Origin of the sequence: Bacillus sp. F19 (assembly GCA_023823795.1) — a bacterium.
Classification (GTDB): Bacteria; Bacillota; Bacilli; order Bacillales; family Bacillaceae; genus Bacillus_P.
The window spans coordinates 1,211,253-1,238,034 of record CP085710.1 but is presented as its reverse complement, the minus strand read 5'-3'; the positions used below and the strand labels follow the sequence as shown (position 1 = coordinate 1,238,034).

At 38.8% G+C, this 26,782-nt stretch carries 23 protein-coding genes and 2 pseudogenes; 10 read left to right on the top strand and 15 right to left on the bottom strand.

What is annotated here, in order from left to right:
* Positions 1–180: 180 nt before the first annotated feature.
* The 3 genes from LIT25_06295 to LIT25_06285 all read left to right on the top strand — a co-directional run bounded on the left by LIT25_06295 (position 181) and on the right by LIT25_06285 (position 4,433).
* Positions 181–1,467 carry a cation:dicarboxylase symporter family transporter gene (locus LIT25_06295; protein USK34950.1) on the top strand — a complete coding sequence of 429 codons (1,287 nt, stop codon included), beginning with the start codon at positions 181–183 and terminating at the stop codon, positions 1,465–1,467.
* A gap of 33 nt (positions 1,468–1,500) precedes the next feature.
* Entirely contained in the window at positions 1,501–2,940 is a 1,440-nt protein-coding gene (gene aspA, locus LIT25_06290) for an aspartate ammonia-lyase (protein ID USK34949.1), read from the top strand.
* A gap of 266 nt (positions 2,941–3,206) precedes the next feature.
* Positions 3,207–4,433: an NAD-dependent malic enzyme gene (locus LIT25_06285; protein ID USK34948.1), complete on the top strand. Its 1,227-nt coding sequence runs from the start codon at positions 3,207–3,209 to the stop codon at positions 4,431–4,433.
* A gap of 669 nt (positions 4,434–5,102) precedes the next feature.
* Here the strand turns inward: LIT25_06285 and LIT25_06280 are convergent.
* Complete coding sequence (locus LIT25_06280; GenBank protein USK34947.1) at positions 5,103–5,819, bottom strand: YebC/PmpR family DNA-binding transcriptional regulator; 717 nt, start codon at positions 5,817–5,819, stop codon at positions 5,103–5,105.
* Positions 5,820–6,108: 289 nt separating this feature from the next.
* On the opposite strand from LIT25_06280, the gene LIT25_06275 reads away from it, so the two are divergent.
* Positions 6,109–6,399: a general stress protein gene (locus LIT25_06275; protein USK36180.1), complete on the top strand. Its 291-nt coding sequence runs from the start codon at positions 6,109–6,111 to the stop codon at positions 6,397–6,399.
* A 175-nt stretch (positions 6,400–6,574) separates the two neighbouring features.
* A pseudogene (locus LIT25_06270) lies at positions 6,575–6,895 on the top strand (transposase).
* 313 nt (positions 6,896–7,208) lie between these two features.
* Here the strand turns inward: LIT25_06270 and LIT25_06265 are convergent.
* Both LIT25_06265 and LIT25_06260 read right to left on the bottom strand, forming a co-directional pair.
* Positions 7,209–7,916, bottom strand: a complete 708-nt coding sequence (locus LIT25_06265; GenBank protein USK34946.1) for a GNAT family N-acetyltransferase — start codon at positions 7,914–7,916, stop codon at positions 7,209–7,211.
* Positions 7,913–9,040 (bottom strand): dipeptide epimerase, encoded by a 1,128-nt coding sequence (locus LIT25_06260; GenBank protein ID USK34945.1) that lies wholly within the window; start codon positions 9,038–9,040, stop codon positions 7,913–7,915. Before LIT25_06260 ends, LIT25_06265 begins: the two co-directional genes overlap by 4 nt.
* 108 nt (positions 9,041–9,148) lie before the next feature.
* Between LIT25_06260 and LIT25_06255 the strand changes: the two genes are divergently transcribed.
* Positions 9,149–10,414 (top strand): transcriptional regulator, encoded by a 1,266-nt coding sequence (locus LIT25_06255; GenBank protein USK34944.1) that lies wholly within the window; start codon positions 9,149–9,151, stop codon positions 10,412–10,414.
* A 30-nt stretch (positions 10,415–10,444) separates the two neighbouring features.
* Here LIT25_06255 and nhaC read toward each other — a convergent pair whose 3' ends face one another.
* Positions 10,445–11,866 carry a Na+/H+ antiporter NhaC gene (gene nhaC / locus LIT25_06250; protein USK34943.1) on the bottom strand — a complete coding sequence of 474 codons (1,422 nt, stop codon included), beginning with the start codon at positions 11,864–11,866 and terminating at the stop codon, positions 10,445–10,447.
* 183 nt (positions 11,867–12,049) lie between these two features.
* On the bottom strand, positions 12,050–12,379 hold the full coding sequence (locus LIT25_06245) for a M20/M25/M40 family metallo-hydrolase (protein ID USK34942.1): 330 nt from the start codon (positions 12,377–12,379) through the stop codon (positions 12,050–12,052).
* Between the two features lie 360 nt (positions 12,380–12,739).
* Between LIT25_06245 and LIT25_06240 the strand changes: the two genes are divergently transcribed.
* Entirely contained in the window at positions 12,740–13,078 is a 339-nt protein-coding gene (locus LIT25_06240; protein USK34941.1) for a VOC family protein, read from the top strand.
* A gap of 605 nt (positions 13,079–13,683) precedes the next feature.
* Positions 13,684–15,276 carry a phosphodiester glycosidase family protein gene (locus LIT25_06235; protein USK34940.1) on the top strand — a complete coding sequence of 531 codons (1,593 nt, stop codon included), beginning with the start codon at positions 13,684–13,686 and terminating at the stop codon, positions 15,274–15,276.
* Positions 15,277–15,605: 329 nt separating this feature from the next.
* Here LIT25_06235 and LIT25_06230 read toward each other — a convergent pair whose 3' ends face one another.
* From LIT25_06230 to LIT25_06200, 7 genes and pseudogenes are all read right to left on the bottom strand, one after another.
* The gene (locus LIT25_06230; protein USK34939.1) at positions 15,606–16,067 is read right to left on the bottom strand and encodes an SRPBCC family protein; all 462 of its coding nucleotides are present in this window, start codon (positions 16,065–16,067) and stop codon (positions 15,606–15,608) included.
* Positions 16,068–16,113: 46 nt separating this feature from the next.
* Entirely contained in the window at positions 16,114–16,389 is a 276-nt protein-coding gene (locus tag LIT25_06225) for a helix-turn-helix domain-containing protein (protein ID USK34938.1), read from the bottom strand.
* 269 nt (positions 16,390–16,658) lie between these two features.
* Positions 16,659–17,441, bottom strand: a complete 783-nt coding sequence (locus LIT25_06220; protein USK36179.1) for a DUF2935 domain-containing protein — start codon at positions 17,439–17,441, stop codon at positions 16,659–16,661.
* Positions 17,442–17,672: 231 nt separating this feature from the next.
* Positions 17,673–18,065, bottom strand: a complete 393-nt coding sequence (locus tag LIT25_06215; GenBank protein ID USK34937.1) for a VOC family protein — start codon at positions 18,063–18,065, stop codon at positions 17,673–17,675.
* A gap of 275 nt (positions 18,066–18,340) precedes the next feature.
* Positions 18,341–18,799, bottom strand: a complete 459-nt coding sequence (locus LIT25_06210) for an SAM-dependent methyltransferase (GenBank protein ID USK36178.1) — start codon at positions 18,797–18,799, stop codon at positions 18,341–18,343.
* A 214-nt stretch (positions 18,800–19,013) separates the two neighbouring features.
* Positions 19,014–19,703: an alpha/beta hydrolase gene (locus LIT25_06205; GenBank protein USK34936.1), complete on the bottom strand. Its 690-nt coding sequence runs from the start codon at positions 19,701–19,703 to the stop codon at positions 19,014–19,016.
* Positions 19,704–20,955: 1,252 nt separating this feature from the next.
* Positions 20,956–21,799: pseudogene (locus LIT25_06200) on the bottom strand (MFS transporter).
* Between the two features lie 155 nt (positions 21,800–21,954).
* Here LIT25_06200 and LIT25_06195 point away from each other — a divergent pair.
* On the top strand, positions 21,955–22,170 hold the full coding sequence (locus LIT25_06195; protein ID USK34935.1) for a YjcZ family sporulation protein: 216 nt from the start codon (positions 21,955–21,957) through the stop codon (positions 22,168–22,170).
* Positions 22,171–22,438: 268 nt separating this feature from the next.
* Here LIT25_06195 and LIT25_06190 read toward each other — a convergent pair whose 3' ends face one another.
* The 3 genes from LIT25_06190 to LIT25_06180 form a co-directional block, all read right to left on the bottom strand.
* Positions 22,439–22,726, bottom strand: coding sequence for a hypothetical protein (locus LIT25_06190; GenBank protein USK34934.1), 288 nt, complete (start codon positions 22,724–22,726; stop codon positions 22,439–22,441).
* Positions 22,727–23,112: 386 nt separating this feature from the next.
* Positions 23,113–24,942, bottom strand: a complete 1,830-nt coding sequence (locus LIT25_06185; protein USK34933.1) for a bifunctional metallophosphatase/5'-nucleotidase — start codon at positions 24,940–24,942, stop codon at positions 23,113–23,115.
* Between the two features lie 104 nt (positions 24,943–25,046).
* The gene (locus LIT25_06180; GenBank protein ID USK36177.1) at positions 25,047–25,163 is read right to left on the bottom strand and encodes a spore germination protein; all 117 of its coding nucleotides are present in this window, start codon (positions 25,161–25,163) and stop codon (positions 25,047–25,049) included.
* A gap of 383 nt (positions 25,164–25,546) precedes the next feature.
* On the opposite strand from LIT25_06180, the gene LIT25_06175 reads away from it, so the two are divergent.
* Complete coding sequence (locus tag LIT25_06175) at positions 25,547–26,530, top strand: NAD(P)-dependent alcohol dehydrogenase (GenBank protein USK34932.1); 984 nt, start codon at positions 25,547–25,549, stop codon at positions 26,528–26,530.
* Positions 26,531–26,782 lie beyond the last annotated feature (252 nt).

Below are 26,782 nucleotides of genomic sequence, written 5' to 3'. Positions count from 1 at the left end.
ACCTCCATACAAAACAATGTACAAACATTACTCATTGTACTCAAACCTTTGGAAAGTTGAAACAGTTATGAGAAATTTTTTATTTTTTATTAGTATTTGTTGGTTTTCGTATGATTCAGTAGGTTATTGTAGGTAACCGCTTACACTAATATTAGTGATAGACTTGAAGGGGTGGATTGGATGAAAAAACGAAAACTTGGCTTAGCTTGGCAGATTGTAATTGGTCTCATTTTAGGAATCGCGGTTGGAGCTGCCTTTTATGGAAATCCAAATATTGAAGGATTCCTCCAGCCGATTGGAGATATTTTTATTCGCTTAATTAAAATGATTGTCGTGCCGATTGTCGTCGCAACATTGATTGTCGGTGTTGCCGGCGTGGGTGATATAAAAAAGCTTGGAAAACTTGGCGGCAAAACGATTCTATACTTTGAAGTCATCACAACCATTGCGATTATCGTCGGGTTGCTGGCTGCAAACATTGCACAGCCTGGTGCAGGCATTCAAATGGATGAGTTAGGTACGACCAGCATCGATCAATATGTCGATTCAGCCAACGAACAAAATAATCATGGAATTGCCGATACTTTCGTTAACATCGTACCTTCGAACATATTTGAGTCCTTAATGAAGGGCGATATGCTTCCGATTATTTTCTTTTCAATTTTGTTTGGTCTTGGGGTAGCATCACTCGGTGAAAGAGGGAAGCCCGTTTTGACATTCTTTGAGGGTGTTGCCGACTCCATGTTTTGGGTGACAAATCAAGTAATGAAGTTTGCACCGTTTGGGGTATTTGCCTTAATCGGCGTCACGGTTTCAAAATTTGGACTTGCGTCCCTTATTCCGCTTGGCAAGCTTGTATTAGTGGTATACGGTGCCATGATCTTCTTCGTATTGATTGTACTAGGATTGGTTGCAAGATGGTGCGGCACCCATATCTTTACGATCATGAAAATCTTGAAAGATGAAATAGTACTCGCTTTTTCTACCGCAAGTTCAGAGGCGGTGCTGCCAAAACTAATGGAAAAAATGGAGCGCTTCGGTTGTCCGAAAGCTATAACGTCTTTTGTCATTCCGACAGGGTATTCTTTTAATCTGGACGGCTCGACGATTTATCAAGCGATTGGAGCTTTATTTATCGCACAAATGTATGGAATTGACATGTCTATTCCAGAACAGCTGACCCTTGTGTTAGTTCTGATGGTAACTTCAAAGGGAATGGCCGGCGTACCTGGTGCCTCATTTGTCGTGCTCTTGGCTACGCTCGGCGCAATGGGACTGCCGATGGAAGGATTAGCTTTTATCGCAGGTGTGGATCGTGTATTAGATATGGCACGAACAGTGGTCAATGTTATAGGAAACTCTCTTGCGGCAATTGTAATGTCTAAATGGGAAGGTCAATTCAATGAACAAAAAGCGCAAGATTATATCAAATCACTTGAAGCCAGTAATCAAACAAATGCAGCATAATCTTTCTTAACATTATAAGTGAGCAAGATATAGATGGGGGAATTCAAATTGAAAAACGAACATGTACGAAAAGAAAAAGATTTTTTGGGTGAAAGAGAATTGCCTATTAATGCCTATTACGGTGTGCAAACATTAAGGGCTGTGGAAAACTTTCCGATTACAGGCTATCGCATTCACGAGGAATTAATTAGAGCATTGGCCATCGTCAAAAAAGCGGCGGCGCTTGCCAATATGGATGTGAAACGTTTATACGAGGGACTTGGCCATGCAATTGTTCAAGCGGCAGATGAAATCATTGAAGGGAAATGGCATGATCAATTTATCGTCGATCCAATCCAGGGCGGCGCTGGTACATCCATGAATATGAACGCAAACGAAGTCATTGCGAACCGTGCTCTTGAGCTGCTCGGCAAAGAAAAAGGCGCATATGTTGAGTTAAGTCCAAACAGTCATGTCAACATGTCACAATCAACGAATGATGTGTTTCCAACCGCGATTCATATTGCAACACTTAATTTAGTTGGAAAATTGCTAGACACAATGCAATACATGCTGGAAGTGTTTAAGAAAAAAGCGAAGCAATTCGATCCTATCATTAAAATGGGGCGTACACACCTCCAAGACGCGGTACCGATCCGTCTTGGCCAGGAGTTTGAAGCTTACAGTCGTGTATTGGAGCGTGATATTAAACGCATTCAACAATCACGCCAGCATCTGTATGAAGTAAATATGGGGGCGACAGCCGTTGGCACAGGCTTAAATGCAGACCCTCGCTATATCAAAAATGTGGTCAAGCATTTAGCAGACATTAGCGGCCTTCCTCTCATAGGTGCAGAGCATCTTGTTGATGCAACACAAAATACGGATGCCTACACAGAAGTCTCTGCCGCCCTAAAAGTATGTATGATGAACATGTCGAAAATCGCCAACGACCTGCGTTTAATGGCATCAGGCCCTCGTGCGGGATTTGGGGAGATAACCTTGCCGGCTCGTCAGCCAGGCTCATCGATTATGCCGGGAAAAGTAAATCCGGTTATGCCGGAAATGATTAACCAAGTGGCATTCCAGGTAATTGGCAACGACCATACGATCTGTTTGGCATCTGAAGCGGGTCAGCTTGAATTAAACGTGATGGAACCTGTTCTTGTATTCAACTTGCTTCAATCAATCAGTATAATGAACAATGCATTTCGTTCATTCACCGACTACTGCCTTGCAGGCATTGAAGCAAACGAAGACCGGTTAAAAGAATATGTAGAAAAAAGCGCAGGAATTATTACAGCTGTAAATCCGCATATTGGATACGAAGTGGCTGCACGCATCGCACGAGAAGCCATATTAAAAGGAAAATCTGTACGCGAGCTGTGCCTGCAATATGATGTATTAACAGCAGAAGAGCTTGATCTCATTTTAAACCCTTACGAGATGACAAACCCTGGGATTGCAGGTGCTGCCCTTTTTGAAAGAGAGTAACCTGCTGTTTAAATCCACATAAATCATTGGACATGGATTAAAAACATCTATGTCAATGATTTCGTATTAGCGGATGCCAATCTCTCTGCGGGTTCTTGTCAAGCGCTTTTATGAGAACCTTTATGAGCTTATACAAGATGTAAGAACAGAAAAGCCTAAACGGGATAAAAAACAATCATGCTCATACAAAATTAAGGGGGGAAGGCTGAAGAAGTACCCTTTCAGCCTTCCCCCCTTAACCATTATGCGAGAGGAGAAACAAAAAGATGAACAGTCTACGTGAAAAAGCGTTACAGATGCATATAAAAAATAAAGGAAAGCTTGGTGTTCACTCGAAAGTTCCGGTGCGTGATGCCTATGATTTAAGTCTTGCTTACTCCCCTGGCGTTGCAGAACCGTGCATGGAGATACATCATGATGAATCAAAAGTATATGACTATACCATGAAAGGCAATCTTGTGGCGGTCGTTTCAAACGGTACGGCTGTGCTTGGGTTAGGAAACATCGGGCCGCGTGCTGCAATGCCCGTAATGGAAGGAAAAGCCCTTCTCTTTAAATCATTTGCCGATGTTGATGCCTTCCCTCTTTGCATCAATACGACTGATCCTAATAAAGTTGTGGAATTGGTTAAATTGTTAGAGCCTACCTTTGGAGGCGTCAACTTGGAGGATATTGCAGCACCGCAATGCTTTGAGATTGAAGAACAATTAGGAAAGGCTTGCAACATCCCTATTTTCCATGATGACCAGCATGGAACTGCCATTGTAACAGTAGCTGGGTTGATTAACGCCCTTAAGCTTGTAGATAAGAAGTTGGAAGAAATTTGTGTTGTTGTTAATGGAGCAGGCGCTGCCGGTGTAGCGATTGTGAAGCTTTTACTGCAAATGGGTGTAACAGATGTGATTTTATGTGACACAAAAGGAATTATCTATAAAGGTCGCCCTGTCGGCATGAATCCTTTTAAAGAAGAAATGGCACTTATTACGAATAGAGAGCAGAAACAAGGAACATTAAAAGATGCGATGGCTGGATCCGATGTCTTTGTAGGTGTATCGGCTGCCGGTGCTATCAATGAAGAAATGATTCAGTCCATGAATCATGATCCAATCATTTTTGCTCTCGCAAATCCAATCCCTGAAATTATGCCTCAAGAAGCAAAAGATTTGGGTGCTAAAGTAGTCGGTACAGGTCGGTCCGACTTTCCGAACCAGGTCAACAATGTTCTTGCCTTCCCTGGTATTTTCCGCGGTGCGCTGGACGTAAACGCAACAGAAATCAATGAAAAAATGAAGTTAGCAGCAGTTTACGCTATTGCCGAACTCATTCCAGATCAAGAGCTTCATTCAGACTATGTAATTCCAGATCCATTTGATCGCAGAGTTGCGGCTCACGTTGCAGCAGCTGTAGCACAGGCGGCAATAGACAGTGGAGTAGCCCAAACAACTATCAACCCAGAAGACATTAAAAAACGGTTATTATCCCTTAAAGAATAATACACTCTTATTATATTTAAAACATTAGATAGCGATAAAGCAGACTGTTTAAGAAAAATGTTGCTCATTGCAAACTCCCAAAATCTTTATTTCATATTCTGCGTCGTACATTCCTTTGACAGTTTCATAAAAACCCGTATTCTTTTTAAGAATAAATATATCAACTAATATTTTTAAATTGCTTTTTTTATCTATTTGAATAAACAATTAACTCTCGTAGCACTCAATGTCTTTAATTGCATGGAAAATGCCTTTTATAGTCATATTTAGCTCGTCATGAATCATTTCGCTCTTAACCATCTCACAGTTTTACATAATGACTATTTTGGGCAGGTGAATAGTCTTAAACAATATTTAAGATGGATTTTCTCCTGATTTTCATCAAAACTGTATAAGCTTCCGGCTTCATTTTAAAAAACGGAGAATATTCAATTATTATTTGCACTACTTTGCGTAAATATGCGGAATGAGTGTGGCCAGTCGGGATTAAAAAGCAGGTAAAGGATCATAGTGGGCAATTGTTAACCTAAAAACAGGGATAGTCCGATTCCCTTTGCAGCAATTCTTCAAAACTATTGGTTTTTTAATAACAAACGTTAAAATAACAAAAAACGGGTACTAAAATGCTGTGCACTTTAGTACCCGTTTTCTTCTGTATTTTTCTTCTTTCTACCCTAAATCTACATTATGATAAACCTGCTGAACATCTTCTAAATCTTCAAGGGCATCAATCATTTTTTCAAATTGTGCCTGTGCATCTTCAGGAAGCTCAAGGTCATTTTGCGCAAGCATTGTCAGTTCTGCAACTGAAAATTCTGTAATGCCGGCATCCTTAAATGCTTTTTGAACAGCATGGAACTGATCAGGTTCTGCATAAACAATCACTGCATCCTCTTCTTCCAAAATATCCCGCACATCAAGATCCGCTTCCATTAACAACTCAAGCACATCATCTGCTGTTTTGCCTTCAATGCCGATAACAGCTGTTGCATCAAACATATAGGCAACAGATCCGTTAACTCCCATGTTGCCGCCGTTTTTGCCAAATGCCGCACGGACATCCGATGCTGTACGGTTAACGTTGTTAGTCAAGGCATCCACGATAACCATTGATCCATTCGGTCCAAATCCTTCATATCGAAGTTCATCATAGCTTTCTTCTGAACCGCCTTTTGCTTTTTCAATCGCACGGTCGATGATCGCTTTTGGAACACTGTAAGTTTTTGCACGCTCAAGCACCACTCTTAACGCCTGATTTGATTCCGGATCAGGCTCACCCTGCTTTGCTGCCACATAAATCTCACGTCCGAACTTTGCATAAATCCGGCTTGTGTTAGCATCTTTTGACGCTTTTTTCTCTTTAATATTGTTCCACTTGCGACCCATATTCTTTCACTCTCTTTCCATTCATATAAAAGGCAGTTTCGATGCCTAAAAAAGTTCGCTGCATGATTAAAACTAGTTATTTACTGCATTCAATCTATTATATCAAATTCGCCTCATTTTTCACGAGTATCTTGCTGAAAAAAGAAAAGGCCAGCTGCTCTCGGCTGAATCAAATAAATATTCTCTTGTTTATCCATTTAATAGAGCGGGAATCTCTAACCTATGGAGGCGATCTAAATGAAACCGAAATTCAAAGTATTTCACGGATGACGAGCAATTAAGCAAATCCATTGATACACTAAGACATGATGGAATCAGAGATGATGATATTTATATTCTTTCACATGACAACGACCATGTAAGGCGTGACCGCAAAGAAACAGATGCCAACAAAATCGGGGTAGGCGTAACCGGAGTCGGAACTGCCTTAAAAAATGTGTTCCGAAGCAAAGGCGATAAATTGCGAGTGAAAATGGAAGAAATCGGCTTTGAAAAAGAAATGGCTGAAAAGCTTGAAGAAGAATTGGATAAAGGGAAAACGTTGCTGGTTGTAAGAAATCAGGATGAAGTGATGTTTTGATCTATTTCCATTTTGTATATGATATACATCAAAAAAAAGAACAACTACTGACATTAACAGCAGTAGTTGTTTCATTTTACATTAGTACTTTCTTTTTATAACTTTGGAAAACTGCTTATAAAATCTTGAAATCTTTAATAAACCTTATTACTAATATCTACGTTTTGCTTTAGTCAAGCTTCCGGCACGTGTCATTATCCATCGTTTAACTGATGATCAAACGCAAACACGCCTGAAAAACCAAGTGATACGTGAAAAGAAGAAAGGCATTGTCATGAAGGAGAAAAGTAGCTTGATGGGCATGAACGTCTATATCACAAACACGTCGCCAGAAGAAGTAACAACGAACTGCGTGCATTCATTGTATTCACTTCGTTGGCAGATTGAGATTTTGTTTAAAACGTGGAAGTTATTCTTCGAAATTGATGAATGTAAAAATATGAAAAGAGAACGCCTAGAGTGCCATTTATATGGACAACTCATTGGCATTCTCCTCTCTAGATCACGAAAGACAAGATTAATTCTTTTGGTAGTTGATTGTTTTGGTTATTATCCTCTATCATAATGGAAGCACCTCTTCTATTTGGAAGTGTTTTCTAGACATTCACACTATACCAAAGGATAAGGTGTTTTTTGTATATTTTGATCATTTTGTCAAGAAACATAACGAATCATTGAAACACCTTACAGTATCATCTCTGAGTGAATGATCTGAACTTCTAAAAAAGTCTCTCGCCCAAGTCTTGACTCTGCATCTTTCAATCAAAGCTTGTAAAGGACGTTTGCGAAATATCATTCATCCATCTGTTTCAGATACGGGAGCTGTCAGCATAATCCACCCAATACTCTCCATCATGATTTCTCATTTGGATTCCACGCCAGCCTTCTGTGAGAAGGGCTTGCTGACCACCCGTGTCGCCCATTTGAAGTGTAACGATTTCTGTCCAATCTCTATTTCTATCATCCTCTAATTTCTTAACAAAAATATAGCGTAATTGGCCGCCATATTTTTCTTTCATAGCAGCAATTTCCATTCCCTGGTTGAATTTATCTTTTAAACTTGGAATATTAAATGGTGCAACTGTACAACAAATATATTCATAAGTCTTGTTAAGCTTTCCTAATTCTTGCATGACGAGAGTGGCCAATGTTTGCTGTAGACGATTCCCACGGTAAGCTGGATGAACATTCGATATTTCCTGATAGATGACACTTGCTAAATCCTCTTCTGCTAAACCTAAGTCCCAGCCTAAATGATCTTGATCAATCGGAGGTACCAGGAGCGCACGAAATGCAATGAGCTGTTTCTCAACGAACGCCCCGATCATCAGGCCGTTTCCTTCTAAAATATACTGATATTCCTCTAAGGAAAGAGGTTGCAGAATATCCTTGTTTTCCAACGATTCAATCACAATTTCCTGTAAGGTTAATATTGGTTTTACATGATCTATAGTTAACGGCAGAACTTTGTATTGTTGCTTGCAATGATTCAAGGTTCCTTCATAAAGAATTTTCATAGATTTTCCTCATCGTAGCGAACAACATCTTGAAAAACCGTTAATTCGCTAACTATATCTTCATTTACATCTACACCTAATCCAGGCTTTTCAGTCAGTCGAATAAAGGGTACATCATAGTGAAGATTACCAACATCCTTTGAAAACTTCAAGGGGCCTGTTAGTTCAACACTTGTAATGATTTTTTTCGAAAAAGCAACATGAAATCCTGCAGAAGAAGCGACAGAGGATTCGACCATAGAGCCAATCTGACATTCAATTCCAGCCAACTCTGCTTGATGGGCCAGCTTCACAGTGGGATATATTCCACCGCATTTCATCAATTTAATATTTACTTTATCAGCCGCACGTTTCTGAATAATTTCTCGCATTTCTCTGGGCCCTTTAAGCCCCTCGTCAATCATAAGCGGGACATCTGTCTTTGATTTAATGAAGGCCATCCCATCGATATCATCAGCTAGAACAGGCTGTTCTAGCCAGTCAAGGTCCAAGTTCCGCAATGAGCGCATTGCCGCTAATGTCGTTGCACTGTTTTTCCAGCCTTGATTGACGTCCACACGAATAGCAACATCTTTTCCTACCCGTTCACGTACAGCCTGAATTCTCTTGACATCTTTCTTGGCATCAGTCCCGACTTTCATTTTAAATGAATCATATCCTTTATTGACCATGGAAGAGGCTTCTTCAGCCATCTGTTCTGGCTCTGCAATACTTAGTACATGTGTAATCGGGAATTCATCATGATAGCGTCCTCCAATCAATTGATAGACAGGCTGTCCAAGCTTTTTACCCATAATATCAAAGCAAGCAATATCAATTGCCGCTTTTGCAGTTGGTGCACCGTAAATTGCTCCATTCATATTGTCATGTAATTTCTCCATATTCATTGGATCTGTGCCCAATATTACTGGAGCTAATGTGCTTTTCAAAATGTGAAACGTACTTTCCCACGTGTCACCAGTCACATGTTCGTCAGCGACCCCTTCCCCGTAACCTGTAATCCCCTCATCTGTTTCAAGTTTCACAATAATAGAGGGCATATCACGATATGTGTGGTAACTCACGACGAATGGAACATGAAGTGGCAAACGAATGGCATAAAGGTGAATCGCTGTAATTTTCATAATAGTGGATTCCTTTCCGTTTACAATCGTTTTTGTTATTTGATATAGTTGACGTTAAATAGACGCAAAATAAATAAACTTTTAGAATAACTATAGGGAGTTTGAACAATGACGACAAAAATTGCAGTCATAGGTTCAGCAGATTTTATTAATACTATATTGTCTGTTGCACCTCGAATTGATGGCATTCAAATTGATCCATATGTATATTTACAGCCACAAGAAGCAGCGGAACTTATTAGACATCTAAAACCATGTGATGCCGTCTTTTTCTCAGGCGCATTACCTTTCTATGCTTCTAAAGAAATGCGAGAACAATTGCCAATTCCATCTGTTTTTTTAGAGCAAGACGAAATGACCATAGCGACTTCTTTACTTTCACTTTTACACCACAAGGATATTCCAATTGATCGAATTTCAATCGATTTAATCGATTCTTCCTTTGTGTCAAACGTGTTAATGGACATAGGCATCAATCGTTCTCCTCATGTAATGGACTATGCAGCCATGTTACCAAACAAGATTGATATACCTGAGATCGTCGATTTTCACTATTCCCGCTTTAAATTAGGTGTCATCGACTTTGCTTTAACGAGTGTCCATGCAGTGTACGATCAGCTTCAAGCGCTTGGCCTCCCGTCGCAGCGGATGCTTGATCCCACAAAATCGTTGATTCGTGGTTTGCAGGATGCAAAAGCACAAGCTGAGCTAGCTAAAAGTCTTTCTGCCAAAGTAGCGGCCAGTTTTGTTTCGAGCTTGACGCCACATAATCTTCAAATCAAACATCTGGACGATTTCGCCCGTGGCTTGCATGGTTCTTTTCAACAAGTAGATGAATACTCATTCATCCTTTATAGTACGCGCGGCGATATTGAAGCGCTTATGAAAACCAGCGCGTTTCGGGATTTTCTATTAACTTGGCAAGATTTTATTGCAGTTGGTTTTGGATACGGAGCCACTGCAACAGAAGCCAAACAAAATGCAAAAATTGCACGAAGTTTCGCTTTAAATCATGAAAACGAAAGCTGTGGTTACATTTTAACGGAAGAAAAAGAACTGCTTGGCCCATTTCCAAAAGAAAACAAAGTACAAAATCTAAAGAATGACCATCCAGAACTTTTACAAATAGCGAAAGAAACTAAGCTTAGCCCTGCTAACTTGTCAAAAATAATCCAATTTAGCAGATCTCGTCAATCCCTTCAATTTACAACAGCGGATCTTTCAAATTACATGCAAGTTACGCGACGCACAACAGAACGTATCTTAAAAAAATTAGTCGACCATGGATATGTTACTGTTATTGGTGAAGAAATGACGTACCAACAAGGTCGTCCGCGTGCTATTTATGAGCTTAATATCCCAATTTACAGGTAAGTTCACTTTGGCGAGCTTACCATTTTCCCTTTAAACATTCAATGTACCCTCTTGTTCTTTCTTCAGCGCCAACATTTCTGATTCTGTTAACCTCACAATCGTCAATCCTGTTAATGCATATATTATTGAAATAATTGGAACGATGAAATTAAGCACAGCATAAGGTGCATACTCAAATGTATGAACACCAAGCGTTCCCAATATAAAAACTCCGCATGTATTCCATGGAAAAAAGACAGACGTTAACGTTCCTCCATCCTCAAGAGCACGTGACAGATTTTTCGAATGAAGACCCTTTTCTGTGTATGCATTTGCATACATCCTAGAAGGAATGACGATTGAAATGTATTGTTCAGAGCAAGTAGCATTTGTTGCAAAACAAGAGAGAACTGTTGAAACAACAACGCCTTTTGCAGTTCTAGCAATCTTTAAAATTTGGTTCACAATCGCCTGAAGCATTCCTGTGTGTTCCAAAACACCTCCAAATGTCATTGCTACAATGGTCATCGAAACTGTATACATCATGGAATCTAAACCGCCGCGGTTGAACAAATCATCAACCATCTTGTTTCCCGTATCGATCACAAACCCACTTTGTAAAGCAGCAATCGCATCAGAAACAGAACCGCCTTGAATAAAGATTTGAGATAAAAATCCAAGTATAATTCCAACAATAAGAGCCGGAATGGCAGGCACCTTTTTGGCTACTAACACCATTACAAGCAGCGGAATAATTAATAGAAAAGGGGAAATTAAAAAGCTATCGTGCAGAACACCAATGGTTTGTTGAATACCAGCAGTGTCAACTCCGCTATTGCCAAAATTCTTCCCTAAAACTGCATACACTGTTAACGTTATAACTAACCCTGGAATCGTCGTATATAGCATATGACGAATATGGACAAACAAATCAGTATTTGTTAAGCCTGCTGCTAAGTTTGTCGTGTCTGAAAGCGGTGACATTTTATCTCCAAAATAAGAACCGGAAATAATAGCACCTGCAACCATCGGTGCTGGAATGCCCATGCTTACCCCAATACCTATACCAGCAACCCCTATTGTTCCCATTGTTGACCACGAACTCCCAATTGCTAAAGAAACAACGGAGCAAATAACTGTGATTGAAACTAAAAATAATGAAGGTGTAATAATTTTTAAACCATAATAAATCATAGTCGCTACAATTCCCCCGCCAATCCAAGCACCAATGGTTAAGCCGACAAGAATGATGATAATAATAGCTGGTAATGCAAGGCGAATTCCCTTGTACATTGCCTCTTCAATCTCTTTCCATTTATAACCCGAGCGCCACGCAACAATGGCAGCAACAGTCGTCCCAACTATCAGTGGAATATGCGGTCCCTGCTCAAGAAAAATAATTGTAATGCTCATTACAGCAATCATCACCACGAGTGGAATGATTGCCACCCTAAAAGACATCTCTTTTTTCATACTTACTCCCCCCAATAAACGACTTATTATTTTTGACAATTATTAATTGTCAAAAAATAGACGCTATTATTTTTTAAAAATTTATAATTGTCGCAAAATAGACGCTATTAGGGTAATAATAAACGCTCTCTCGTCATTCGTCAATTTGATTTTTCCATTTATTTTTTAAACCCGATTTATTTTTCAGGCTCTTTTAAGTGATTCTGCTAAAATCCGTGCACCAACATCGAGCGCCGATTTGCTTAACGTCATATCTGGATGATGCAAGCCTGGTACTAAGCCTGCGCCTATACCTATCATCGTCGCTTTCACGTTCGGATGCTTGATAGTATAAAAATGAAAATCAGCACTTCCTGAAGTTACGACGGGTGGTGCTGTGTTTGCATCTCCTACAACACAACGGATCGCTTCTTTTGCAATTGACTCGGCTTCTATTGAAACTTTCGCCCCAGGTGTATAGTCATTCCATTGGTATTCAATTTCGATGCCATAAATTTTTTTTAAGCCATTCAATCCTTCTATTATTCGCTCTTGAACAGTTTATTTAGGGGATATTAATTGAAACCTTGTTCAACAAACGGGCGCACTTCTTAAGTAAGAAGGCGTTTCTTTTATTGGGTACGTTTCCTGCAATGGGATAAGTGGCCGTTTTGGGTATAAGGTCAGCGTCAAAAGTAAATTACGTTTTTAACGAACAATTTGATAAATAAACGTGGTCTTAACCTCGATCTAAAGTTGTAGGGAACTTCAATCATTTTATCGATTTCTGAACTTATATTAGTCGTTACAATAGAGAGGAAGAAACAAGAAGGTCTACATCAAGTGTGGTCGAACGGTTTAGAAAGTTATTCCTAAGTAGAGGAAGTGTAACCTATGAAACTAAATCATATCAATCTTACGGTCACTGACGTTAACGCTGCCCGAGAGTTCTTGGCGAAATATTTCGAGTTGCAAACCAAGAGCATACATGGCGATTCATTTACTGTAATGACTGACGAAAACGGATTGTTGCTCGCCTTGATGAAAGATACCAAGGTAAACTACCCTAAGTCCTTTCATATTGGCTTCTTACAAGAGAGTAAAGAAAGAGTGAACGAGATTAATCAACGATTAAAGGATGATGGATTTGATGTGAAACCGCCCAAAATGGCTCATCGCTGGACATTCTATGTTAAAGCTCCAGGCGGATTTACTGTGGAGGTTCTCAGTTGAATGAGGCATATTTAGTAAATGGTTTACCTTATACTCCTAGTAATCAGGGGTATCCGTAACCTAAATGATCTATAAGATAAAATAAATTTTACTTTGACTGATACACTAGAATGTGGTCCTTAGTTTCAATAAAGTTATAAGACAAATAAATTTCTGAAAAGAAAGTGTTAAACAATGATATCTACTCCACAATTTGGCGCAATTTTTGAATAAATAAATCCCAATTTCTCATTTATGACACTGAGAAAATTGTGATATTTATTGCTGAAATATCCTTAACGTTGTAAATTCGCGGAAAACAAACGCTATGAGAATTCCAGGATGAAAATAACCGATTTTTCCTGCGCTGCGGAGAAAAATCGGTTGTTTTTTCTAGTTTCACTTACCTTTTATTTAGAGAAAATAATGTATTAAATTATAAAATAATTATGCTAGTGCATTTTTGTTTGTTAATAGTATCAAAGATATACATTTTTTATTATTATTCATAATCCTTCTATTTCTAACTATGTAAACAAATGTTAATAAACACATAATGTTCCCTTTACTCTAGCTTAATAACAATTTAGTAAAGTAAAGTAGACACAACTCTAAGGGAGGCAATGATGAAGAAACAAACATTTCAACCTCATAAAAAAGGAATTATAAGGTTTTCTCACATAACTTTAGCAGCATTATGTATGCTTATAACTCCATCTCTTACCTATGGTTACGATGCAAAAACGAAAATTGTTAAAGCAGAAGCTCGATCACCATTTATGAAGTATGAAACTAAAGAATCACAAAAATTACAGGAAGGAGCAACATTTTCTAGACTCGTTTACGGAAAAACAAATCATGAAGATGCCTTCATGGTAAATGTAGATTTCCTTACCTCAAATAATGAAGCAATAAAACTAAAAGAAAAGTTGGCTTCTCAAGGCTATGATTCATTTATTCATACAGTCAATGAAAGAGCACAAGACGATCCAGAACGAGAACCTCTTGGATATCTAGTGAGAATCGGGCCATACCAAGCAGAGTCTCAAGCTAAGATTTTAAAAGATGAATTGAAGTCAAGAGGCTACAGCGATTCAAGGGTTGTTTTTACGGGAGAAGACGGAGATGCGACCACAGGACCATGGGTTGTTAATGTTCTTGAGATAAACCCAAAAACGTTTAAAGGGCATATAACGCCTGTTATAGCAAATGACCAAGTCCAAAGTAAAGAAAAGCTGACTAGTATGTCAAAGAGGATGAATGCAATAGGCGGTATTAATGGCGGATATTTTGTAATGGGTCCAAAAGATGGAACTGAGGGCGACCTTGCAGGTATTTCTATGGTAGATGGCAAGCTTATTAGCGAGGCTGTAAATGGTCGAACAAGCCTCATTTTGAACGAGAAAAATCATGCTTCCATATCTACGATAAATACAAAACTCAGTATACAAACATCTGATGGTGAAAAAAGGGAAATAGATGGTCTAAATCGGGTACCTGGCCTTATTCGGGGATGCGGCGGTGTCGGTGATAAAGAAACCAATCAGCCAAAACACGATTATACTTGTACAGATTCAAGCGAATTGATCCAGTACTCTACACACTTTGGAACGAATACTCCTTCTGGTGACGGTGCTGAAGCTGTAATTAACAGCAAAGGGATCGTTACCGAAATCAAAGATGTACGTGGAGGCAAAATTCCTGAAGGAAGTACAGTTTTATCGGGTACGTCGGAAGATGCACGGTGGATTCATGATCATCTGCAAGCTGGAGAAAAGGTGAATATCAAGGAAAAGATGTTTACAGAAGAAGGCTCGATTCCTTCAAGAAAAGGAATTGGAATCATCAATGGCGGCCCAAGACTCCTGCAAAATGAAAAGATAGACATCCCTTCAACTGCAGAAGGATTTCACCAGCCTGATAACCCTGAGTTCTTTTATCAGTTCGGCCAAAGACGGCATCCTCGAACCGTTGCTGGAATTAAAGCTGATGGTACTATTCTTTTGGTAACCATTGATGGAAGAAAACCAGGTTATAGCGTTGGAGCTAACTTTAAAGAAAGTGCACAGCTTTTAAAATCTTTAGGTGCTGTAAACGCCCTAAATCTTGATGGGGGCGGCTCCACAACCATGACAGTAAATCAAAAATTGGCAGGCACGCCTTCTGATGCTACTGGTGAACGTCCAGTCGGTGATGGTATCTTACTGTTACCTCAATAAATATAAGATAACTTATTAAACTCATGAGAATGACTGGCGGCTGCATGAACGAGAGTTTCAATTTACTTGGCGTTTGCAAATCCAGATGTTCTTCAACCAAGGAACGAAGGAGAACATCTGGCAGACAAGTTAACAACTCTCCCGTAATACAACTTGGGAACAGAAGAAAAAGGCATTAAGCCTTCTCGGTTCGGGACTTGCCCCCTATAAACTGCATCCATGCCGGGCTCACAACGAAAAGCTCTAGCTAATATCTGCTAGAGCTTTTTAAATGTTTTTCTTCTATTAATGATCATTACCATATAAATATACTTCAATTAAAACTTAACTCAATTATCTATTGAAATAGGCGGCAAAGTGTTTCCGGTTTCAAGCAAACTTTTCAAGTTACTCAGGATAGCAGGCCAACCATTGTTTAAACCTTCAAAGGTATCTTCCTTTTCTACAATATCAGCAGGCACAAGATTTTCATGTTTAAGAGTTAGTTTTACAGTTGAATCCAAAGGGAATAATTCAAAAGTAACCTGTGAGGGCTGCTCGCGCAAGGCTTTATCTTCTACATAGGTCCATGTAAAAGAAAGTAAACGATGAGGCTCACATTTTAGTATTTTTCCGTAATCGGAAACTTGTCCATTTCGTGAATAGGTAATAGTTGAGCCTTCTTGCCAATTAGATTCAATTTTGCTTCCGAAAAAGTATTTCTCTGTAAAATCACTGTTTGTTAATGCTTCCCAAAGTTTTTCTGGAGTTGTTGCAATGTAAGTCACATAGACAAATTTTGGTTTAGTCATCTTTTCTTGTCCTCCTCAAGTTTACTTTTCAATTCATGAAATGCTTCTATATGATGGCTTTCATATTTTCGTATCCATCGTTGATATATCCACTAATCGGTACGGGATTAAGATAATGAAGCTTCTCACGCCCTTGCCAAACCACAGCAACAAGATTTGCTTCTTCTAATATTACCAAGTGTTTCGTAACAGATTGTCGAGACATATCCAGATGTTTACATAACTCTCTTAATGTTTGCCCGTCATTCCTATACAGCTGGTCAAGCAGTTGTCTGCGACTTAAATCGGCAAGAGCCTTAAAGATCTTATCTATCTGTCTCAACCTCCTTTTAAGTTACCATTATATATGTCAAATGCAATAAATTATTCATGTTCATATAGGAGTGCCTGCATTGTTTGATTATGCAGACGACAGACACTCTTATGATGTTTGGAGATAACCTTGCTGAAAAAACAAACAAAAAAAAGGACCAAATATGTCCTTTTGTAAGTTCACTAAGCCACCAATTTAGTTAAAATAAGGTATAGATTATTCTATCATCGGTTCCTTGAATTGAATAAGTAAATACCTTTTCAAAAATAATTTTAGGCTTATTCTAGACTCGCTTCAAATAAATCTATGATCTCAAGAAACCTCTCAGCTTCTCTAAAAGTATGATCAGCTAAAAGGGGATGAATATTGCTTTTAATACGGCATGCTTCTATTAACTCTCTTGCTGTTTTCTTAAAATCCCTTAACGAGGCTACTGATACTCTATTTTGATTTAAGAAATGGCTTAAGATAGGTCTAGTTTCTGATTGTGGCCGCATAGAATCCAAATCAACTGCTTGAAAAACCAATTGATCAAAATCATGACTAAACTCTCTCGCCTGATCTACTAATTTTCGTTCCGAAGGATCTAAAAGATGCCCGATAAACTTAGCATGATCTGCCATGATTTTAAGAAAGAAAACATTTTCTTCAATAATAGCTTCTGGTTTTGGGGTTAGTTTACCTTCATTGAGGTCTTTTAATCGATTAGCAAAGTAAGCTGCTTCTCTGCTGATGTGATCAACCAATAACGGGTAATTATTAGAACGAATTTCGCAACGTAATGTTAAACCTAACACTTTTCTCTTATATTGCCATATAGATGCAACTGCTTGATAAACCTCACTATTAAAAGCCTGTATTTGACTTAAATCTGAGTTTACCGTGAACCTGCTCAACTTTTCCTCTATTCTTTCAAAAATCGTGATAAATTGCTGTGCTTCACCAATCAATTGTTTCTGTTCATAGGTAAACCCTAAACTTAAAAATAAGGCGTGCTCTTTCATAATCCTTGACCAAAATTTTATTTCATCCAGCGATCTTGCAACAATTAAGTTTGCCAGAATAATCCCCCCATTTACTCACTCCTTTCTAAATATATATTTGAATTGTTGTCCATATTCTAACTAATTCTAAATTAATGTATGAGTAAGCACATCTGTTCTAAAAAAGGCACATTTTTTTATAGAGATTTTCATCAACTAAAGTGCCTGGTGAATCAAAAAGCCGATTCCAATTGAACTGCACCCCAATTGGAATCGACTTAACGTTTTTTTTGAAAAGGAAGTTGTTTTTTACTGTTGTTTTTCACTTTTCTCCATGACCGCAAAATAATTTTCTTCACTATCGGCAAAGTTAAATACTCTCCCAGCAGGTATATTTACAATTTCTCCGACGGTGACATTTTTATTTACTAAATGGCTATGTAATTGATCGAGATTTTCTGTAAAAAACATTAAGGAAGGTGTGCCAAGATTTAGTTCAGGCTGCATTTTTGAGATTAATTCTTTGTTGTGAAGAATAATACTTGTTTCAACATTATTTGATGGGGCTATTTCAATCCATCTCATTCCTTGACCGTTTTCCTCTTCTGAAATAACCGTAAACCCCGCTTTTTCTGTCCAAAATTTTACTGCCTCATCTTGGTTATTTACATATACCATGATTTGTCCAACTTTATTAATCATTCCTATTCACTCCTTCTATTCTCTTTGTTGAAAACCTTCACACCTTAATGAACAAATACTTGCCAGTTTTTAGAATTATGAAATAACTTTACAGGCTGATTTCCTAAAGGAATCGACTTAATCCTGCCCAATTGTTATTATTCAACAAAAAGAGCAGTTATCCTTCTTTAATTAACACCCCCGGATTGTTGAATAAGAAGCAGTCGCTTCAATCCTTGTTTTGGATAAGCGCCTAATACTTGAATAAGAAAATTAATTTAAATATCTCTTATCTGCTATTTCCAATAATTCTCCATTAACTCAGAAGCCCATGAAGGCTGTTTTGTTTCTCCTTTTGGTAAAAATTCTTTCATAACAGGTTTTATATCTATTATTGGTGTACCATCAATTGCATCTAAGCCTTTGACTATTATAGAAAGTTCTTCTTTTTTGATAAATTCAACAATTGTAGCACCTATTTTATTTGGGCGGTTCTTTCCTCGTTGTGCAAAAATACCTACTTTAGGAAACTCTTTATTATTTCTGGGGTGTCTTGAGGTAAATTGTATATTTCCATCTGAAACCAGGTGAAAGAGGTATATTATTTCTAAATGACTAAAAGATTCTATACCATCTAGACAACTTATATCCCAATCTTTTTCTAAATTTATTACCGAAACAACTTCCCCCCAAAAATCATCTTCCGGTGTTTTACGTTCGTTGGAAACTACTCCAATTGAATGTATAGTAAAAATACTCATTCTCAACACTCCCTTTATAGGGAAATATAACACTGCATTTATTGAAATAGTATGACTTTTTTCTTAATATGATTAATAACTTTTTCTTAATTCAACAATCCTAACCGATTTGCTTATTCCAATTATTTTAGTTTACACGTACTCCTTATTATAGAAATGCGTCCGTTTGTTTAATAAAATCAGGGTAACAATGGAAGCGTTCGGAAACTCATAAATGAAGAAAACTTTTTACGGCAGCTAAGAAGGCCGGTAAATTAGCATCATGCACAAAGTGCCCAGCATCTTCTATCGTCACCAATTCGCAATTCGGAATAAGCTCAGAAACTTCCTGCAATTTGTTTTGAGGAATATGACTGGACCCACCGCCTATAATAAGAGTCGGCATGATAATGTCGGCAAGCCGCGCCCACCATTCGGGATTTGGTTCATTAAGCTGCCGCAGAATCGAAGGCACAACCAGCCAATCAAATGGCAGGGGATCAGATGGTTTGGAAGGAACTTCGATCGGCTTATCCAGAAAAGGAGGAGGAGTGTCTTCTACAATCAGCCGTTCTATCCTTGACGGAAATGTTTCCGAGAAAAGATAAGATACGGTCCCCCCCATGGAATGACCAATTAGCGTAAACCGTTCCAAATTCATAGCATTCGCAAAATGAAGCAAGTCATCGCACATCAGTTCAAAAGTGTATGTACTAGTTCTGGCAGTCCCACCGTGACCCCGTTGATCTAATGCTAGAACGCGGTATTTTTCTCCTAATACGGCAGCCACTTGATCCCATGATTCTGCACTTTTTCCCAGCGCGTGAAGTGCAACAAGCGGCGGTGCAGAAGGTTCCCCACTCTCACGATATTGAAAAGTGAGTCCATTCAACTCAATTTGATTCACCCGTGTTTCCATCTCAGGTCATCTCCTAGGGCGGGTTTCGTCATTTAAACCCGATTTATTTAATATCCATACATATATATTTCAGCGAATGTGTGAATATTTCCTTCTTAAACTCTTCTCCATTTAGTTGACAAGCAAAATTCTGGTTTTGGGTAATCAAAGAGTACGTATGATACACTAAAACGGGCTAATCCTGGTTTTGGGTACTCAAAGAGGGCGTATGATACACTAAAACGGGCTAAATCTGTGTTTTGGGTACTCAAAGAGCGCGTATAATACCCTAAAACAGGCTAAATCCTGGTTTTGGGTACTCAAAGAGGGCGTATGATACACTAAAACGGGCTAAATCTGTGTTTTGGGTACTCAAAGAGGGCGTATGATACACTAAAACGGGTAAAATCCTGGTTTTGGGTACTCAAAGAGGGCGTATGATACACTAAAACGGGCTAAATCTGTGTTTTGGGTACTCATAGAGCGTGTATGGAACCCTGAAACATGAAAAATCCGTTATTTAGGTACTCAAAGAGGGCGTATGATACACTAAAATGGGCAAAATCTGTGTTTTGGGTACTCAAAGAGGGCGTATGATACACTAAAACGGGCTAAATCCTGGTTTTGGGTACTCAAAGAGGGCGTATGATACACTAAAACAGGCTAAATCCTGGTTTTGGGTACTCAAAGAGGGCGTATGATACACTAAAACGGGCTAAATCTGTGTTTTGGGTACTCATAGAGCGTGTATGGAACCCTGAAACATGAAAAATCCGTTATTTAGGTACTCAAAGAGGGCGTATGATACACTAAAACGGGCAAATTCTGTGTTTTGGATACTCATAGAGCGCGTATGGAACCCTGAAACATGAAAAATCCGTTAATTAGCTACTCAAAGAGTGCGTATGATACACTAAAACGGGCTAAATCTGTGTTTTGGATACTCATAGAGCGCGTATGGAACCCTGAAACATGAAAAATCCGTTATTTAGGTACTCAAAGAGCGCGTATAATACCCTAAAACAGGCTAAATCCTGGTTTTGGGTACTCAAAGAGTGCGTATGATACCTTCTAACAAGAATAATCCTGGTTTTGGGACTCAAAGAGCGCGTATAATACCCTAGATGGACCTTCTACTAAAGAAGGAAGAATATCGGAAGCTCAACAAACCTGCCAGATTGCTTAATTCAAATCATTTCAAAATTAAGCCTTTTACTAAAGGCGAAAACCTTATTACAAAAAGGGGGCTTATTTGTAATAACGATAACCCTACCTAATTGGAATGTTCTTTCAAGATTGGCTTTCCGGTTTCAATTAATACTTTGTTTCTGCCTAAAAAGATTGCAAGTATTAAAATGAGTAACCCTGTTCCAGTAAGCAGCCATTCAATTTTTATTATATCTGCGATTGGACCGAAAATGAGCATCCCTATCGGCATCACCCGAAGTCGATATCACCCCAAACACACCAAAAATTCTCCCTAGATAATTTTCTTCTGCTCTCTCTTGCAATAAAACCATAGTTGGCGTATTAAAAATTGGTATAGCAACTCCAAATACAGCCATACAAATTAAATAAATCCAAAAGACAGGAACAATCCCGAGCGCAAGCGTACAAGCTCCCATTAAAAGACTTGCGAATGTCATCGTATAAACTTTGTTTTGAAAGCCTCCCCAAGAAGCAATAATTCCTCCACCCACCATCATCCCTATCGAAAAAGCGATTTCGATGTCTGTTAACCGCCAAACACCGTCGCCGAAGCTGCGAGTAACTTGCAGTGGTGTTAAAAATGCAGGCGCTATCAGGACAAAGAAAAAAGCGAAAAACAGAAAGAATTTATTAAGAAAATCGTGATTATTAATGTACGTTAATCCTTTTTTAAAATCATCGTAGTAACTCGTAGTTTGTTTTTCGGATGCCTTCTCATGCACCGGAATATTAAAAAACACAAGTAACGTCAGAATCGCAATTGCTGCGGTAATGACATCGATCATAAAAATCATTTCGATGGAAGCCATTGTCAACAGTGCTGCACTAACGATTGGTGACACGAACATTATAATTGCCTGAAGACTTCCGTTTGTTCCATTCACTTTCATCAGCTTATCCTTTGGAACTGCCTCTGATGTAGTTACCATAACTGGTAGTTAACGGATCGTAATTTAGGCTGCGAATAAGCTTCACATATGGACCGTACAGCATATTAATACTTTATCAAAGCTTTATGAAATGGATAATCATAGGGCTTTACAAACGAAAGGAAGATGTGAAAATGTATAATAACGTAAACGCACCATTTACTTCTGGAGAGAATATTCCTCTCTCACCTGCTTTATCTCACGGATATATAGCCCCTGTCTATGGATACGCAGCTCCTGTTTGTGAATATAGAGATCACCGTCATGGATGTCATGATTTCACGATTATAGTTGTGTTGTTTATTTTACTAATCATTATTGGCGCATGTACTTTCTGTGGTTATAAGTGATGACCTAATCACAGGCATCCGCCTTCAAAAACTCCAGTATGAGTACTGGAGTTTTTATTGATTAGTTAAGCAAAAAAGCCGTCTTGATGGATCGCAATGTAGTTTACGTAATGAGCATTATCAGTAATTAAAGAGGTTGGGTATCTTTTAGACGCCCAACCCTTTTTAGACTTCACCCCATACAGTATTAAAAAAACTAAAAGGGTACGGAAACGATTCGAGGAATGAGGAGCCACTATTGAAAATATTTATAGTGGGCCCCAGTCTATCATGTAGGGTTCCCGTCATAGTTTCCGGTAATTTCTATTTCCGCATCAAACAGTGCTTCGTCTTTTTCAGGATTATCGGGGTCAATATATGTTCTACACTTGGCATAAAGCCATATGTTCATTGGACGGTTATTGACGATTTCGACTTCATCAAAATCAAAATCAGTATTTCTTCTTAAGTAATCTCCAATGATTTCCTGTAAGACTTCCTCATTGATCTCCAATTTTCGTTCAATGAAACCTTCTTTGCTGTAGTACATTATTGGATATACAGTACGTATTGCCATTAGTCCATCTTCTTTCAGTCCTATATCTCACAATTTAAAACTTATCAAATACACCTATCAAAATTATATAATGGGATATTTTTGAAGTGCGGCCCTTGAAACCCTAAATCGTTTCCGTACCCCCTAAAGGTATTGTTACAGCTGATTTGCTGATGGATATAGCTTCCTGTATCGTCCATGCACAATAGAAAGTATTATTTTATTGTCTGTTCTAATTGAAAGCCGCTGCCGTCTTTAATCATTTTGACCTTATCATTAATTTCTTGCTTAAACGCCTACCATTACATCAAATTGGATCAAGATCCTATTATCTGAAGCTAATGAATACAAGGAACCCCTCGTTTGCGAAAACTTTCATACAAACGAGGGGTTTTTTGCATTACAACTTATTGAGAATTGGATGCTGATGTGACACGGTTTAGTGCTGGAGGTTCTATGACCTTCTGTTCCTTTAAATAGTTTATGAATGCCCAATAATCGACTTCAGCCCGAACTGAGTCGCGATATTGTTTAAATGCCGGGTATCCATCAGCTCCGATAACCAAATATGCTAATGCAGCCACGCGGTAAGAGCGATTCAGGTCGAGAGGCTCCCCATTAATGTTAACATTTTGTGGATCAATTCTTTCATTAATTGGTTTGCTTTTGTCGTAACTATAGTGCACATTGTGCGAAACAGCGAGCGGGTAAAAGTCATCGGAGCCGTCCGGTTTCTTTCTCCACTGTTCTTCAAGAATCTGTTTAATTTGTTGCCCAGTTAAAGTTACGACTAATACTGGGTTTTGATAGCCATGAGCTTGCCACTGTTCGCCAAATAGGATCTGACCGTCACTGTCTGCGGGATTATTACCCTTTTTGTACAGTAGATCACCACGCAACGGACTTGCTGCAGTCAAAGCGAATTCGGCTGGATTCTCTGCTTTTTTCCCAGCAGCATAGTGAGCATCTGCGGCAACATCAGCGAGGGTACTTTCACCATTTGCATTACGTGCCCGAGTCAGGTCACCCGTCAGTTTGGCAACCGGCTCTGCCCAACGATTCTTTCCACGTTCTACCCAGTAAGATACCATCTTTTCGATCTCTGGGTCAGCTGGTACATCACGTGTAACCGGGTGGTTCGTTGATGTGGTCAAATTACGTACAACATCCTTGCTGTTCGGATCAATTGACAGGTTAATTTCGCTAAGAAGTCGGCCATGATTGGCTCCTTCTATCACCGGACGAGGGTTCCCTGCAGGATCGTCAATTGAGCAATTGAATTTTGCATGCCAATGTCCGGACACGATTGCATCGATCGCAGGTGAAGCCTCTTTTGCGAAATCGAATATAGGACCAAAAGGACTGTCACAACCGTTAATGTCATAACCGTCACTTTTCGTCGAACCACCCTCGTGAACGACCGCAATAATCGTTTCGACACCTTTATCCTTCAATTCTTTTGCATACCGGTTCGCAGATTCTACAAGAGGGTCATTCGTTAAAGTACCTTCTTGAAACGATGTGGATCCCTTTACTGTTGTAGGTGTGGTAAGACCGATAAAACCGACAGGGATAGTACCTCCTTTACCATCAGGGATCTTCTTAATGATGTAAGGCTTTAACACAAGGTCCCCAGTGTGTGCATCACGCACATTTGCAGAAAGGTACTCATAGTCTGCACCCTTAAATTTCTTTCCGGTAGAGTCGGTGAAAGAACTGTCCACGTCACGTACGCCAAAACTTTTTCCCTTCATCATGTGCTCTGTAAGGAACTCCTTGGAAGCATCGAACTCATGATTACCAGCAACAGAAAAGTCTAGCCCAATTGCATTAAGGAATTCGATTGTAGGCTCATTGTGATGAGATGCAACCTCGAAAGGCCAACCGCTGAAGTCGTCACCCGCCGAAAACAAAATTGAGTTTTCGTGCCCGGCTTTTAGGTTCTTAAGATGAGTGGCCATATAGGCTGCACCGCCAACGGTCAGTGGACCGTTAGTAGTCATAATTTGACCGTTTGATTTGTCATTGAATGCTTGAAGGTACCCGTGTAAGTCCGTCAAACTTAGTAATTGAAGATTGACAAGGTCATTGTTGTTTCTGCCATTGTGCGATGTATCTTTTGCTTCTGCTTGTCCATCATTTTGGGATGCTAAAATTTTCGAAGAACCCATAAAGCCAGTACAAACAAGTGCCACAACAAAAGAGACTAAAAAGAGACGTTTAAATATTTTTTTCAATATCATTTCCTCCCACATTATTGTTTATACAAAAATATGATAGAAAACTAATATGAAATAGTAATAGCAGCAACGTAAATTTTATGTAATTTTTTAAAAAAATGTTAATTTTTGATCGAGAGGAGTCTTTTGTCCGCAGCCACAATAATTGCTACCTTTCCTTCATATAATGAGGATGCGAGAACATCTGATCGTTCTGTTGTTTTGTTTAAGTAAAAGATACTCCATCCAAAGCTTTTATTGCTTGTTTGACTTTTAATATTTTTGTAAAAGGTAAACCATTACTTACTATAGCAATCCCAACAGCAGCAATACAGGCAGGTACATTCATATCAATCCCACTTAATTCACATTAAAGGACCAGATTGTTTAATAATTTAGATGTGTAATTATGGTTCTGTGAGAACTTCCAACTTATTTAATCATAGTTATTAGTGAAGGTGTTTTTGTGAGCAAACTAAATAAATTCTTTAATGATTTGAATCAATTTCATAATTGCTTGTTTTAAATATTTATAGAATTTTTACTGTAAACAATGATGGTAAATTTGCATAGACATTTTATCATTCAATTGATTATAGGCTTCAAATAAAGGAGGAGACTTATGAAAGCAATTGTATACACAAAATATGGACCACCAGATGTTCTTCAACTCAAAGAGGTAGAAAAACCTAAACCTAAAGACAATGAAGTGCTGATAAGAGTATATGCGACAACAGTAACGGCAACGGAGTGCACATTTCGAAGGGGTAATCCATTTATTTCAAGATTGTATACTGGTTTCATAAGACCAAAAAATACGAAATTAGGGGAAGAGTTTGCCGGTGAAATTGAAGCAGTAGGCAAAGAGGTAAAATTATTTAAAGAAGGGGATCAGGTTTTTGGTACCTGTACTGGATATGGTTCTTATGCGGAGTATATATGTCTGCCCGAAGAAGGGACGACTCTGGCGATAAAACCAGCTAATCTGACATATGAGGAAGCTGCTGCCAGCTGTGATGGGGCTTTAACAGCATTGCCTTTCCTTAGGGATACCGGAAAAATTAAGAGTGGACAAAAAGTCCTAATCAATGGCGCTTCTGGATCGATAGGTACTTTTGCAGTACAGCTTGCCAAATATTTTGGGGCAGAGGTCACCGGGGTATGCAGTACAACGAATTTAGAAATGGTGGAATCTTTAGGAGCTGATAAAGTAATTGATTACACGAAAGAGGATTTTACTAAGCTCGGACAGACCTATGATATTATTTTTGATACGGTAGGCAAGACCTCTTTTTCACGTTGTAAAGGTTCCCTAAAGCAAAATGGAATCTTTCTTGAAGCTGCCATTGAAGTTGCAATTCTTCCACAAGTGTTATTGACTTCAATGATTGGTAGAAAAAAGGCGATGATTGCGGCCACAGGTATGAGGTCAGCTAGCGAAAGAACTAAAGATCTAATCTTTCTCAAAGAGATAATTGAGGCAGGTAAGATTAAACCGGTTTTAGATAGACGCTATCCGTTGGAACAAATTGTCGAAGCTCACAGGTATGTCGACAAAGGACACAAAAAGGGAAATGTAGTCATAATTTTGAAACATAATAACTAAGCCTAGTACGCTCCCCTCTTTGAAGCACTTAAATTATTAAATTTTCGGTAGGTTCATAGCACTTTTCTAAAAATTTACCCATTCAATATAAAGATTAGGTTATATTACGATCTTCAACAATCGGGCGCAATTGTTGAATAATTAAATCCCAATTTCTCATTTATATCTCTGAGAGATTGGGATTTTTAATGCTGGAATATCCTTAACGTTGTAAATCCGCGTTTTGCTGGCGGTACCCCATGCCCATCAAGC

Bases quoted from the DNA above. Each gene is read 5' to 3' on its own strand.
- LIT25_06295 (USK34950.1), top strand. From the start codon at position 181: ATGAAAAAACGAAAACTTGGCTTAGCTTGGCAGATTGTAATTGGTCTC.
- aspA (USK34949.1), top strand. From the start codon at position 1,501: ATGGGGGAATTCAAATTGAAAAACGAACATGTACGAAAAGAAAAAGAT.
- LIT25_06285 (USK34948.1), top strand. From the start codon at position 3,207: ATGAACAGTCTACGTGAAAAAGCGTTACAGATGCATATAAAAAATAAA.
- LIT25_06280 (USK34947.1), bottom strand. From the start codon at position 5,819: ATGGGTCGCAAGTGGAACAATATTAAAGAGAAAAAAGCGTCAAAAGAT.
- LIT25_06265 (USK34946.1), bottom strand. From the start codon at position 7,916: ATGAAAATTCTTTATGAAGGAACCTTGAATCATTGCAAGCAACAATAC.
- LIT25_06260 (USK34945.1), bottom strand. From the start codon at position 9,040: ATGAAAATTACAGCGATTCACCTTTATGCCATTCGTTTGCCACTTCAT.
- LIT25_06255 (USK34944.1), top strand. From the start codon at position 9,149: ATGACGACAAAAATTGCAGTCATAGGTTCAGCAGATTTTATTAATACT.
- nhaC (USK34943.1), bottom strand. From the start codon at position 11,866: ATGAAAAAAGAGATGTCTTTTAGGGTGGCAATCATTCCACTCGTGGTG.
- LIT25_06240 (USK34941.1), top strand. From the start codon at position 12,740: ATGAAACTAAATCATATCAATCTTACGGTCACTGACGTTAACGCTGCC.
- LIT25_06235 (USK34940.1), top strand. From the start codon at position 13,684: ATGAAGAAACAAACATTTCAACCTCATAAAAAAGGAATTATAAGGTTT.
- LIT25_06230 (USK34939.1), bottom strand. From the start codon at position 16,067: ATGACTAAACCAAAATTTGTCTATGTGACTTACATTGCAACAACTCCA.
- LIT25_06215 (USK34937.1), bottom strand. From the start codon at position 18,065: ATGATTAATAAAGTTGGACAAATCATGGTATATGTAAATAACCAAGAT.
- LIT25_06205 (USK34936.1), bottom strand. From the start codon at position 19,703: ATGGAAACACGGGTGAATCAAATTGAGTTGAATGGACTCACTTTTCAA.
- LIT25_06195 (USK34935.1), top strand. From the start codon at position 21,955: ATGTATAATAACGTAAACGCACCATTTACTTCTGGAGAGAATATTCCT.
- LIT25_06190 (USK34934.1), bottom strand. From the start codon at position 22,726: ATGGCAATACGTACTGTATATCCAATAATGTACTACAGCAAAGAAGGT.
- LIT25_06175 (USK34932.1), top strand. From the start codon at position 25,547: ATGAAAGCAATTGTATACACAAAATATGGACCACCAGATGTTCTTCAA.